Below are 13,210 nucleotides of genomic sequence, written 5' to 3'. Positions count from 1 at the left end.
TCAGTGCCAGGATAACTTTCTACTAGTCCTTCAAGTTAATTACCTGAAATATAACTCAATCGTTTTTTTCATAGATTCTTTATATTCTTCAAATTGTTTTACGCGATTACCGTTCGCTCCTGATGGGTGTGGAAACCCAGTTAATACCGAACAACTAGAAATATAGCCATTGTCTGAAAGGTAACTTAATACTCGGGACACATTGACCCCTAATGGAATGATAAGTGGGTTAGAGAGTTTGCTTAATTCTGTAGGGAAATTCTCGAGAGCATAGCTTCTAAGTAATGGTGTTTTTAATATCTGGGGAGTTGCTCCACTGTAATTCTTCCCATCTCGAAAAACTGGATAAGGAAGTATAGAAGTAGTTTGTACTAGATGACTAGCACTACCAAACAATTCTATCGTCGACGACAAGCCTAAATAATGATGGACATTCAGCTCATCTAACATATTAACTAGGTTCTTTCTCATCGGCCCCTCGAAGCTAGAATTATTTTTCACTTGTTTTAATATGGCATTATCCTCTTTTGTTTCGTCCCTCATATTTCTCACCGTCTCAAATGACTTTTTCATTTGATGAAGACCTGGAGTTATCCCTACTATTACAACTTTTGCATTCTCATTCACATGTTCAAATGGAGCATAGTACACTTCAAGCTTCTTCTGTTCTACCCGTTCAAGTAAAAAATCTTCATGTATTAGATCTTCTTCAACAGGGTGCTCAGGTAAAGAGTAAATGGATTCCTTAAAGCGAGCAAACTTTGAATAAGTGGCGATTGACATTGATACCCTCCATTAACTTAAAACTATATTAACTACCTCACTATTATTACGCATGGGTAATAGAAAAGTTTCGTTAGTTATCCTGCAAAAAAACACCCATCTTCAACTATGCTCATAAAACATAGTTAAAGACAGGCACTACTAAACAATCATTTTTACGTGTAACTATAAATTCTTCTTAACCTTCAACACTCTCGCAATATTCTCCGCCGTCTTCTCCACATTAGAAGCACCACTTTCAAGCGCCTCATCAAGCGTCACAACACCATTCACCACACTTAATACAGCGTCGATGCCATGATCATAAACAGCTTCATAACCCTCTCCAATACTGCCAGCGATCGCAATCACAGGGAGATCAGGCTGAAGTGCTTTCGCTCGTTTTGCAACGCCAACAGGCGCTTTTCCATGAATCGTTTGTGAATCGATACGACCTTCACCTGTAATCAAGAGGTCCGCTCCCTTAATTTCATCCTCAAACGAGATAACGTCGAGCACAAGATCGATTCCACTCCGTAACTCCCCGTCTAAAAAGGCAAAGATTCCAGCACCAAGACCACCTGCCGCTCCAGCTCCTTGAACAGAATCCACAGACTTCCCAAGGTCTCGTTGAATAACATCTGCATAGTGTGCCAGGCATTCATCAAGTTCTTCAACCATCACTTTCGTTGCACCCTTTTGAGGTCCGAAAACAGCTGAAGCACCAGTTGAACCCGTCAAAGGGTTTGTTACATCACATGCTGCTTCGATCGCGACGTCTGTTAATCGATAATCGAGATTAGAAACATCGATTGAATGAAGCTTACACAACGCCTTCCCTCCATGCGGAAGTTCGCGACCATCAGAATCTACTAACTTCGCACCGAGCGCTTGCGCCATGCCTGCGCCACCATCGTTCGTCGCGGAGCCACCAAGTCCAAGGACAACCCGTTCGACCCCCTTGTTCAGAGCGTCTAAGATTAATTCACCAGTTCCAAACGTCGTCGTGACAAGCGGATTTCGCTTTCCTCTTGGAACGAGGTGCAGTCCGGACGCTGCTGCCATTTCGATGATGGCTGTCTTTCCATCACCCGTAAGTCCATAGAATGCTTGTACATCATAACCGAGTGGGCCCGTCACGTTCATCGTGATGAACTCACCACCCGTCGCATCAACAACAGACTGGACGGTCCCTTCCCCACCGTCACCGATCGGAAGATGGATATACGTTGCATCACTATATACTTTTTCGAATCCCGCTTGTACCGCAGCACATACTTCTTTCGCTGTTAAGCTTTCTTTAAACGAATCTGGTGCGATGACGATGTTCATTTCATCACCCTTTACTATTTTATCCACATGTATTGATATGGTCCGAGCGTAGCTTTTGCCTCAACATTTTCCTCACTAATAAGGTCATACCCGCTAAATGGAAGGTCGATCGTTACTTCTTCATTCGCTGCGTTCACAACGAAAAGTATCGATTCTCCCGTCTCTTCATTTCTACGAATCAACGAAAATACCTTTTCATCTACGTTGATGATTTCCTGATTTGCAAAAGGATTAAAGGCTGATTCATTCTGACGCTTACGGATCAAGGTCTTCATGCCATTGAACACGTCACTTCTTCTTTTTGAAGACGTGAGCTGCTCAACAAGTTCATGATACTCGAACTTTTCACGGTTGATTCGTCGGTTGATGCCTGACGACTCAAGCCCCTCATAGTCATTCTCGGAACCTAGCAGAGAATGATAGTAAACCGCAGGCACCCCCATCACAGAAAACAAAATCGAATGCGCAGCAAGCATCTTTTGAATCTGCGTATCTTCATCAGTTTCGTCACGATTGATAAGCGCGTCCATGTAGTTGATGTTCAGCTCGTAAGGTGACTCTGTGCCATCTGGATTACTTTTATACGACACGCGTCCACCGTTCTCAAGCACCTTATCCGCAAGAGCAACGCGTTCTTCCTCTTCTAAAATCCCCTCTGTCGGACGCATGCCAATTCCGTCATGACTTGCTAGGAAATTGAAGTATGTCGCTCGATCAGATACTTTATCGATTGTATTCGCCCAGTCTGTGAGCGTCCGTGTATTGTGAGTCGTAAACGTGTGGAGCACGAGTGGCGGTAGCGAAAATTGATACACCATGTGCGCCTCGTTTTTCCCATTTCCAAAGTAGCTGATGTTCTCTTTGTGCGGAACGTTCGTCTCCGTGATTAGAATCGTGTTGAGCTCAAGCTCTTCTAACATTTCGCGCCACAGTTGAATGATAGCATGCGTTTGCGGAAGGTGGATCGACGTTGTGCCAGATTCCTTCCACATAAATCCGATCGCATCTAACCGGATGCTCGTGCCACCGCGGTAGGCATACTCAAGTAAAATCGTCGTCATCTCAAATAGAGCTGGGAAATGCCTGAAGTTGATGTCGACTTGATCCTCACTGAACGTCGTCCAAGCCGTCTTCCCGTTATCGTACTGATGGAACAATGGCGATGTACGCGGACGAACCACGTTCGACGAATCGAACCCTTCTTCTTCACCTATAAAATAGTTCGCATACGTCGGATCATCGTTCAAATACCCTTGGAACCATTTACTCGATTTCGACATGTGATTCGTCACGAAATCAAACATGAGGCGGTAGTTCTGTGAAAGGCGTTCGACATCTGACCAGTCTCCTAAATCCGTATGAATTTCACGGTAATCGACGACTGAAAAACCATCGTCAGACGTGTATGGAAACATCGGCAGTAAGTGAACGTCAGTAATTTCATTCTTCGCGTATTCATTAATGAATGTGTTGAGCGTTTGTAACGTTGGCTCATCGTCTTTTCGAATCGCATCACCATACGTGATAAGATAAACGTTCTTTTCTGTTAATGGCGAGATATCTTGCCAGTTCTTCTGCTTCCATTCCCTGACCATGTTCACAACTTGTTCTTTGTATGATGGAGAATACTCCTCACCATAAATGGTTTGGAGTAGACTCTCTACTTTCTTTGTGAAATTCATTGCACATCCACCTTTACGTTAAGCGTCACGTACCCTTTTGGCTTCACTGTTGCGTATTCCTCAATAGCTCTACCATTCTTCTCATCCAAAGTTGTTTCTGCGATGCTCGTGACATGATCACTCGATACGGTAACACGTTGTTCAACATTAGTCGGGTTAAAAACGCGCACAATGATCGAGTTGTCATCATAAGCCTGTTTCATCGAACTGAAGAACACCTCTTCGTTCGATAGATTCAGCAAGCTGAATTCTGAAGGTAGCGCATCAACCGGATACGGAATTTCAAAGCGATCCAATCGCTCTTCAAACGTGTTCAGCGTTTGCTTCTGGTAACTCACACCATGGTCATTGTACTCATCCACTAAGCGGAAGAGGGAAGACTCATCGTACCCTTCAGAAAAGTGAAGCGCATACTCGAACGTCATCTCACACTGCATCTCTGCGTCAGGTGTGTACACAACTTTATTGTTGATACCAGATGCGCGCCCCGGACGCCATGCGAGATCATCTCGCCCAAGTAATCCAACGCTTCTGAACAATGTCAGCGCCATTTCTCCCGTTTCTTTTAAAAGCTGATACTCCTTGATCCCTTTCGTCACAATAGCTGAAGTGAACGCTCCGTTCGTTGCCCCAGCAAGGTTTTCAAGCGGATAGATCGGCACAGGTGCTTCTTTGAAGTCCTGCTCTCTCCAGTTCTCCATGTATGGATTTACTGTCGGCCGTTGAATCATACTGAACGCTTGATCTCCGAAGGAATGCTCTGGCTGATCGAGTGACGTTTGCAGGAGGACTCTCACACGGTGATCCTTCACGTCGTTATCGATGTTGTGAGTCACTCTGATGAACGCTTCGTTCTCGTGTAACTCGAGGCGTGATGCGATCACAAGCTCTTTTGATGTAATGCCCTTTTCACGCTTTTCAAGATCCTCCGGTACGTTAAGTGAATGCGTGACGTTCATGATTTCAACGCCTGAAAGCTTCGTCACACTCGCTTCTTCTACACGAGAAGTAAGAATCGGCTCATCACCTTCGAGTGGTGAAAAATCATACGAGTCACCAGCGTCAGCTACGTTTTCAAATCGTAAGAAGTTCTCGATCGTCTTGTCGTTCGATTTGATGTGAAGCTGAAGCGCGCCGCCTTCTTCACTTATCTTGAAGGAATCATTCTCGATTTCATTTCGTTCAGCTTCCTCTTTCGTTTGAGGTGCTGCTTCTACTCCATCCACAACTTCATACGTCTTGTACCCCATCGCAGGTAGAGTGAGATCTTGCAACAGCACTTCACTACGGTAGTATCCAGGTGCTTCAACCTGTTTTTCACCTTCAGCTGTTACGACGATTGTCTTACCGCCGCTAATGTACGCTTGATTCAAGTTATCGAACGCAACTCGTTCACCGTTCAGATCTTTTACAGAGAACTCTTTTTCTCTTGTGAAAAGAACTGCTTTTTGTGAGCCTTCATAGTGGCTTGGCATCAAGTGGAATAGTACCAAGATTGAGTCTTTGCCAAGCTTTCGACTAACCGCTTCAGTCATCTGTTTCTTAAGCAAATTCAGGCAGCCGTCCGCCATGCGGATGACCTTCGTCAAACGGTTTACGATTTCCTGATTCGTATCGTCAGAGTTACAGCCACCGATGCTGTCATGGGCGTGAACGTCGAAAAGCATCTTCCACATCTCATCGAGCCATACTTTTGGATACTTGAAACCAAGCGTACTCGCGATGCTGCCGAGTGGCTCAAGCTCATTGATGATTTTCTTTTCAGCGATATCATTCAGCTTCTTGATGTCATAACGCTGTGAACGAATTGTGTTGTGGATACGAGATTTCTGCGTTGCGATCAACTCGCCTTCGATTTCATTTGTGAATTCAGCATCCGCAAATGTTTCTTCCATGAACGTTTCAAAGTCGGATAGAACGTATTCGTGCTTCTCGTCTTTTTCGTTCAGCGCTTTTACTGTTTCAGGGAAATGTTCACGTACGAGAACCTGATCTCCGCCAGAAGGAAGCAGAAGGTTGTTCGTGCTTTCGTTCAGCGCTGCAATTTTATCTAAAATCGGAAGTAAGCGTTCTTCCATATACTCGTCATCTGACGAAAGGAACTTCCCTGGTCCATAGCCGAAATACATATTGTTTGCTTTCACGGTTTCGCCGTCCGGAGACTTCCACATGAAGTTAAGGTCACCGTTCAGTTGATCCGTATAGATTCCTCGCTGCAGGATGCTGTAGTCGATGCCGAATCCTTTGAAAAGCGATGGCAAATACGTGTTTTGACCGAAGATATCTGGGAGATACCCGATGTTCATGCTGTGACCCATGCTTTCAGCAATACGCGTTCCATAAAGCAAATTGCGAATAAGTGATTCTTTATGAACGAGTAGTGAATCTGCCTGGGTATACCATGGGCCAACGTATATGCGCTTGTCTTTGATCAAGGAGCTTAGACGCTCTTTTTGATCTGGACGAATTCGTAAGTATTCATCGATGATAGATGATTGTGCGTCGAATACATAACCCTTGTAGTTCGGATCGTTCTCCATCACATCCATCAATCGATCCATATTTTCAACGAGTAAAAGGTTCGAATCTTCTATTGTAAAGTACCATTCACGATCCCAGTGGGAGTGTGGCACGACGTAGACTTTTTTCTGTTTCAATGGGTTTCCCTCCAGTATTTATAAAAGAAAAAGGGACACACTTTTTCAAGATGCGCCCCACTATTTGATTTACGCTGCTAGTTCTCTTTTCTTGATCATCGCAAAACGGATGAAAATGTTTGCGAAAGCGATGAATGATGCACCAACGACTAGTCCTAAAAGGTATGCCCATAGGTTATCGACTAGTGGCCAACCCCAGAATGCTGGTAGTGGCAACCATTGCACGGCACCTAATAATACCGCTGTACTTGCCCCTACGATGGCACCGATAATGTTGATTGGAATCGTGATCAAAGGATTACGAAGCATGAACGGAATCGCTCCTTCACTGATTGCGATGAATCCTAGAAGTAGCGCTGTGTTACCAGCGACGCGAAGGTCTGCTTCAAATACGCGACGACCGACAACGTACTTATCGATAACAGTCGCAAGTCCAAGACCAATCGGTGGAATTACGATCGCAAGAACACGCGCTGTTAATGGATAAACTTGATCTGCCGCAAGACCGATTGCGATTGCACCTGCTGCTTTATTGATTGGACCACCAAGGTCAAATGCTGTTGCGGAAGCGATGATTGACGCAAGCACAACGTCACCTGTACCTTGAGCTGATTCGATCCAGTTACGTAGGACAACATTCAATCCACCGAATACGGGATCGATTACATAAAAGTTTAAAAAGAAGGTCGATAACACACTGATCGCAGGAATGAGAAACATTGGTTTCATCGCCTGGAAGTTCTTACTGAGTTGAATCTTCTGGTTCAAGAAGCGTGAAATATAACCTGCGGCGAGTCCTAGAATCAATGCACCTAAGAAGCCGGAAGGAATGCCTTCGATTCCCCAGAACGTATGGTGAAGGCCACCAGCGAATGCGCCTCCGATAAATCCTGCTACAAGACCAACACGGTCAGCTAATGAATACGCAACGAATGCCGCAAAGATCGGGTACATGAACTTAAAGATCAGAACACCAAATTTATCGAGGTGATGTAGAATCACGAAAAGTTCATTCGAGTGTGTCGCGTACTTCGCTTCATGAAGTTCATTCACTAGACCAAATGGCATCGCGCCGAGCTTTGCGATTCCCATCATAAGACCAGCTGCAACGATGACTGGAATCATGTAAGAGATACCTGTCATAACCGCTTGAACCGCGTCTTTTAGGAATCCACCGCTACCGTTTGAGCTAGAAGAAGATTGAGACGCCTCTTCGCTATCGTTTTCTTCAACTACGCCATCTGGATTCGAAAGTGCTTTTTGAATCATCTCTTTTGCTTGTCGTAACGGCTCAGCTACACGCGTTTGTACGTACGATTTTCCTGCAAATCGCTCCTTTTGTTTAGGCGCGATATCTGTAGCGAAGATCACCGCATCTGCTTTTTCAATCACAGAAGGTGTGAGTTCATCCTCAATTCCGTTCGCACCCTGCTTCTCAACAAGTACGTTAACACCAAGCTCATGTCCGGCTTTTTCAAGTGCTTCCGCTGCCATGTACGTATGTGCGATGCCTGTTGCACAAGCTGTAATCGCAACGACTGTTTTGTCGTACTTCTTATCACTGTTGGACTTTACTTTTTCCTCGATATCGAGTCTGGATAGAAACTCTTCCTTGCTGTTAGTCGCCATGAGGCCTTCCATATAGCCGTCACGCATTAAGTTCGTACTTAATGTGGACAATACTTCTAAATGCGTTGATCCACCTTCGTTTGTTGGAATCGCTATCAAAAATACGAGTTGTACTTTATTCGTAGGGTCGATGCTTTCCCAATCTTCAAGTGGCGTCTTCAATCTCGCCACCGCGAACGCTGCTTTCTTGACAGCTGTTGATTTTCCATGCGGAATCGCAAGTCCTCTTTCCATTCCTGTAGGGGATACTTCTTCTCGTTGTAAAACCGCTTCCAAAAATGGCTGTTCTGATTCTAGATAATCTTCTTTCGCTAATTTTGAAACAAGTTGTTTTATAACCTGTTCTTTGCTTTCTGCTTCAACATCGAACAGAATTAAATTTGGATCCGTCATCTGTCTAAGTTGCATCTCGTCACTCCTATCTCTTGTAAAATGAAAACACTTACAAGCTCTTATAATCTAGTTTTATCATGAAAACAACGGTTGTTTCTGTACATTGTCTGTACAATTGTACAGACTGACGCGGTAGCATGCTATACTTGTACGAAGATCTTTCGAGAAAAGGAGCAATCACATGGGCAAGATCATTGATCATTTCGGTAATAGCCTCGCCAATCTGACGCCAACGGAAAAGCAGGTTCTCTATTACATCGATCAACATTTAAACGAGGCAAAGAACCTCTCGCTTACAGAAATCGCAAAAGTGAATAACGTGAGCACAACAACGGTCGTTCGCATGTCTCACAAGCTCGGTTTAGAAGGCTTCTCAGAGCTTAAATATCGATTAAAGAGCACGGATGAAGAGATCGAGAAAGTGGACACGAACCCGATCGAAAGCTATAAACAAGGCTTCGTTCAAGCATTTGAAACGATTCAGCTTCACGAACTCGATCGTCTTAGTGATAGGATCAACCAGGCGAATCGCATCATTGTTGTCGGCGTTGGCTTATCAAAAATGATGGCAGAGTACTTTAGTAAGTTACTTATGCAAACGAACAAGCAGACGCATTATACATACGAATCCCACATGATCGATCTCCTTCCAAATATGGTGAAGTCAGACGATCTCGTGTTTTTCATCTCAACGAGCGGCGAAACCAAAACCCTCATCCAAGCAGCTGAAAAATTATCTTACATGGTCGCTGACACCGCAGCCATCACGAATTCGTCCGATTCAACACTCGGTCGAATGGTCAACACGAACCTCAGCATGACTGTAGGAAAAGTGAAGTTCGCTGGATACGATATAACGGCAAGGTCAACGTTGATGCTGTTGATCGATTTATTGTTTGAGAGTTATTTGAAGAAGAGCATGGAGGGTTGAGCGGGAGATAGCTACGCAGTCAACAGTTGACTGCGTAGCTTTTTTTTTACTCTCAAAAAGAAATTATTTAAATCAATGCACCTTCAAAATGCCACAATGGCACTACTTTCAATAAATGAAAGGGATTTTATGTAGATAAGAGAAGTAGTAGACAGATAAAATATTGGAGGGGTTCAATGAAAAAAATATTTTTGTTTTCAGGTGCGTGTTTACTACTGCTCATTGTTGTTGTCTTTGGCCTAAATTCTAGTTTAAGTGCCTGGGTCTCTTTTGCAGATGAACCAGAACTAACCGATGTCAACACAAACTACGAGGTTGAGGTCGAGGTATATCCGGATACTAAAACGGGGACTGGAACTATGACGATTCATACAAAGAATGATACCGGTCAAGTACAAGATCGAATATTCTTCCAAGTGTTAGCCAATAAGTTCCTAGACTCAGATACACTTGAGGGAGACGAGTGGAAAAGAATGCTAGGACCTTACTATGAATCAGGTGGACTTGAATTTGAAGGAATACAGGTTGATGGGAAGGATAGCGAGTACACCATAACAGATACAATGCTCGAAATTCCATTGGATCAATGGGATGTTGGTGAAGTCATTAACGTCTCCATGGACTTTACATTTAAGGTTCCTTACAATGATGGGCTTTTTTCTTATAACAACAATAGTATATATTTCGCAAGCTGGCTTCCGACTCGGGCCGTCTATAATGAAAATGGCTGGTACATGAATGAGTTCCCGCCGATCGGGGATCCATCCTATAATGATATGGCAGATTATTCAGTAACCGTCACTATCCCAAAAGACCATCATCTAGCAAGTACTGGACAGGAAACGGCGGAACCAAAAGTAAGCAAAGATAAAAAGACTTATTCGATTCATGCAGAAAAGGTGAGAGAATTTGCTATGAGTGTACTGGATGAAACGTTTAAGGTACATAGCGAGAAAGTAGACGGAATCACTCTACGCACTTGGTATACACCCAAATCTAAATTTCAATATTCGAGCTTTCATTTAACAGCAAAGAATGCCATTCAGTATTTCAATGAATCATTCGGTGAATATCCCTATAAAGAGTTTGAAATCGTACCAGGAGCAAGATCTTTCTTAGGGATGGAATATCCCGGCTTCACACTGGTGCATGAGAGACTGTATAACCATTACCCTGACCAACTCCTTAAAACCATCGCGCATGAGGTGGCCCATCAATGGTGGTATGGGGCGGTTGGAAATCACACGATTGACGATCCGTGGTTGGACGAGAGTTTGACTTCATATTCCACGCTTCAATTTTTATCAGAGTACTATCCAAACCACGCTAACGATGAGTTGAAAAAATATGAGGAAAAAACCGATAATCTAGATGAACTTAAGAAAAACGGACAATCCATTACTTCTTCCACTACCGAATACTCAAATTCTAAGGAATATGTGGACCTTGTCTATGCAGTCGGACCCCAAATGTTTTATAAGTTAGAAGAAGAAATTGGAGTGGAAAAGATGAACGAAGCTTTGGCACATTATTATAGAGCTAACAAGGATCAATTTGCTGAAAAAGAGGACCTGATTGAAGCATTCAAAATGACAATCGGACCTGAGGCTGAAGAATACTTCAATGAATGGTTGAATAATCGTCCTGTAACATTGGCTGAAGTTCGCTGATATATTCTCGAATTCGCTGATAAAAGTGGTGTTTTCGCTGATATAAGTGGAATTATCGCTGATATATTTGATATTCCGCTGATAAACTTGAATTTTTCGCTGATATCGCCTCCCACCACTAACCTCCATCACATGTTATACCCTAATTCGTGTGGTTTACCGTTTGTTTGGCACAGAAAGAACGATCACTTCAGTAATCTACCTCTACCACCATGAAGAATCCAACCAAAAAAAGAGCCAAGATTTCTTCCTCACGAAGAAATCTTAGCTCGATCAAATTACTATCTCAGGACTCCTCCTGAACTGGCTCTTTCGTAGGTGAGAACCATCCGATCAGTGCAATTGCGACTAACACGCCATAGAAGATCAGCGTCCAAAGTAGACTATGTGGGAAATGATGATCGATGATCCCAATATCCTTATGCGCAAGGGTAATGATCGCGAGTTTGACACCAACCCAAGCAACGATTGCATATGCTGTTGTTTCAAGTGCAGGACGTTTTGTAAGAAGCTTCACGAACCACGTGGCAGCAAACTTAATGAGGATAAGCCCAGCGATACCGCCAATCAAGACAACGGTAAACTGTCCGCCGTCCATCCCACCAAAGTCGCCTAGTGGGGAATCTGGTAGACCGAGAGCGATCGCAACCGCCGCTAGGATTGAGTCGATTGCAAACGCGAGGTCAGCGAGAGCGATCTTCCCTACTGTCGGCCAAAAGCCTTTCCCAGCCGCTTTCTCTTCTTCCTCTTTAGAAGGCGGTTCATGCTTAATGCGAGCCTTAATAATATGTTTTAATCCTAAGTACAGAAGGTAAGCTGCCCCAATCGCTTGAATCTGCCATACGTTTGCGATAAACGAAATCGCAAAGAGTGCACCAAATCGAAATACAAATGCCATGATGATTCCGTAATTAATCGCCTTTTTCTTCTCATCTTCCGGTAAGTGCTTTGCGATTACAGCTAGTACGAGTGCATTGTCGGCAGATAAAAGCCCTTCTAATCCGATTAGGATCAATAAGGCCCACCCATACTCTAGCCAAATTGTTGACTCCATTTCGTTCTCTCCTTTCACAATCAAAGGTGTGCTGTGTTTAGATTCTCCTATTAAACCATAGAAGATTCCATTCTGTCTTCTTTAAAGGTAATGTGGAGCGCAAGCGCCCCTCAAATAATGAGTTCTGATACACCATAGAGTTTAGATAAATTGAAATAGGCTATTCCTCTTCCGTAAACAACTCACTCATAATCTTTTCTTCCTGCCTCTCATAGACATCACTACCATATCTCATGAAATCAAGTCCACAGAAACTGTGCGTCACTTGCAGAATTTCATATTCTGCATTTTCTTCATATGGACCGACATCCCCTACTATCCCGCGATGAATGCATTCTTCATCAATAGCCGTTCGCTCATCTTCTTCATCCGAATAATAGTACGTATCGGTTACTTCGCCTTCCGTTCTAGCAGATGATGTTCGTGCCTCTGCATATTGAACAACATCTCCCACATATGTGTAGACCTGTTCTGCTATATGTAACGAAACCACGTCTCGATCGTTCTCTTTTTCTAGCTCTTCTTCACCTGGCATGTTGTATAGAACGACGATCGTTCCTTCATACCCTTCAGGAATTAAGTACGTTCTGTTGGTTTCTTCAATGATGTCTAGTTGAGAAAGTATCGTTTTTTCTGCTATCTCTAGTTGTGGAAGCTCCCATATACCAAATAGCAATGCGAATACTACCAGCGTATTACCTATCGCCATCTTTACTCGAAAAGTTCGTAACTTCCGATGCTGCCACTCTTCCGCTATGAAGAAAAACACGGCCGCTATAACTGCAAATACATACAACCCTTCAATTGCGACAAATGTAACAACTGCCATCGACAAATGAATAAATGCCGCTATGATGAAGCGAAACGACGGGACTCTGTCTGAAATCCAATCAGATAAAAGGGATATAGGGATGCCATAAACGAAGTTACCTACCGCCGTAAGTACCATGACCATCATGACAAATCCAAAATCCTCTATACCCGGTAAACGCCCTTCATTAATAATTCCAAAAATCAACCATGCCGCGCCTATAATTAAAGTAGAAAATAATGCTGATAATACCTTAGTCTTTACCCTCATCTTCCTCCCCCATAACCCT

Annotated in this window: 9 protein-coding genes; 2 read left to right on the top strand and 7 right to left on the bottom strand. The window is 43.6% G+C overall.

The annotated features are described in order from the left end of the window. Nucleotides 1-39: 39 nt before the first annotated feature. The 5 genes from LCM09_RS07995 to LCM09_RS07975 form a co-directional block, all read right to left on the bottom strand. Nucleotides 40-783 carry a hypothetical protein gene (locus LCM09_RS07995; protein WP_224880430.1) on the bottom strand — a complete coding sequence of 248 codons (744 nt, stop codon included), beginning with the start codon at nt 781-783 and terminating at the stop codon, nt 40-42. A gap of 165 nt (nt 784-948) precedes the next feature. Beyond that, nucleotides 949-2,094, bottom strand: coding sequence for a glycerate kinase (locus LCM09_RS07990; RefSeq protein WP_224882871.1), 1,146 nt, complete (start codon nt 2,092-2,094; stop codon nt 949-951). A 14-nt stretch (nt 2,095-2,108) separates the two neighbouring features. Next, entirely contained in the window at nt 2,109-3,776 is a 1,668-nt protein-coding gene (locus LCM09_RS07985; protein ID WP_224880428.1) for an alpha-amylase family glycosyl hydrolase, read from the bottom strand. After that, nucleotides 3,773-6,433: a glycoside hydrolase family 38 N-terminal domain-containing protein gene (locus LCM09_RS07980; protein WP_224880426.1), complete on the bottom strand. Its 2,661-nt coding sequence runs from the start codon at nt 6,431-6,433 to the stop codon at nt 3,773-3,775. Before LCM09_RS07980 ends, LCM09_RS07985 begins: the two co-directional genes overlap by 4 nt. Before the next feature lie 69 nt (nt 6,434-6,502). Then, a complete protein-coding gene (locus LCM09_RS07975; RefSeq protein WP_224880425.1) occupies nt 6,503-8,470 on the bottom strand; it encodes a fructose-specific PTS transporter subunit EIIC in 1,968 nt (655 codons plus the stop codon). 166 nt (nt 8,471-8,636) lie between these two features. Here LCM09_RS07975 and LCM09_RS07970 point away from each other — a divergent pair, with 166 nt between their 5' ends. Together LCM09_RS07970 and LCM09_RS07965 are read left to right on the top strand one after the other, a co-directional pair. Further along, a complete protein-coding gene (locus tag LCM09_RS07970; RefSeq protein ID WP_224880423.1) occupies nt 8,637-9,386 on the top strand; it encodes a MurR/RpiR family transcriptional regulator in 750 nt (249 codons plus the stop codon). A gap of 176 nt (nt 9,387-9,562) precedes the next feature. Then, entirely contained in the window at nt 9,563-11,056 is a 1,494-nt protein-coding gene (locus LCM09_RS07965; protein ID WP_224880421.1) for a M1 family metallopeptidase, read from the top strand. Between the two features lie 286 nt (nt 11,057-11,342). Here the strand turns inward: LCM09_RS07965 and LCM09_RS07960 are convergent, their stop codons facing one another. Next, the gene (locus tag LCM09_RS07960; protein WP_224880419.1) at nt 11,343-12,110 is read right to left on the bottom strand and encodes a TerC family protein; all 768 of its coding nucleotides are present in this window, start codon (nt 12,108-12,110) and stop codon (nt 11,343-11,345) included. Between the two features lie 160 nt (nt 12,111-12,270). After that, the gene (locus tag LCM09_RS07955) at nt 12,271-13,191 is read right to left on the bottom strand and encodes a DUF6843 domain-containing protein (protein WP_224880417.1); all 921 of its coding nucleotides are present in this window, start codon (nt 13,189-13,191) and stop codon (nt 12,271-12,273) included. Nucleotides 13,192-13,210 lie beyond the last annotated feature (19 nt).

The sequence above is a fragment of the Guptibacillus algicola genome (assembly GCF_020171805.1).
In the GTDB taxonomy this organism is placed as follows: domain Bacteria; phylum Bacillota; class Bacilli; order Bacillales; family Guptibacillaceae; genus Guptibacillus; species Guptibacillus algicola.
This window is presented reverse-complemented; position numbering and strand designations above follow the sequence as displayed.

What these genes read in the sequence shown, in the direction of transcription:
- LCM09_RS07995 (WP_224880430.1), bottom strand. Translation starts at nt 783, where the DNA reads ATGTCAATCGCCACTTATTCAAAGTTTGCTCGCTTTAAGGAATCCATT.
- LCM09_RS07990 (WP_224882871.1), bottom strand. Translation starts at nt 2,094, where the DNA reads ATGAACATCGTCATCGCACCAGATTCGTTTAAAGAAAGCTTAACAGCG.
- LCM09_RS07985 (WP_224880428.1), bottom strand. Translation starts at nt 3,776, where the DNA reads ATGAATTTCACAAAGAAAGTAGAGAGTCTACTCCAAACCATTTATGGT.
- LCM09_RS07975 (WP_224880425.1), bottom strand. Translation starts at nt 8,470, where the DNA reads ATGCAACTTAGACAGATGACGGATCCAAATTTAATTCTGTTCGATGTT.
- LCM09_RS07970 (WP_224880423.1), top strand. Translation starts at nt 8,637, where the DNA reads ATGGGCAAGATCATTGATCATTTCGGTAATAGCCTCGCCAATCTGACG.
- LCM09_RS07965 (WP_224880421.1), top strand. Translation starts at nt 9,563, where the DNA reads ATGAAAAAAATATTTTTGTTTTCAGGTGCGTGTTTACTACTGCTCATT.
- LCM09_RS07960 (WP_224880419.1), bottom strand. Translation starts at nt 12,110, where the DNA reads ATGGAGTCAACAATTTGGCTAGAGTATGGGTGGGCCTTATTGATCCTA.
- LCM09_RS07955 (WP_224880417.1), bottom strand. Translation starts at nt 13,191, where the DNA reads ATGAGGGTAAAGACTAAGGTATTATCAGCATTATTTTCTACTTTAATT.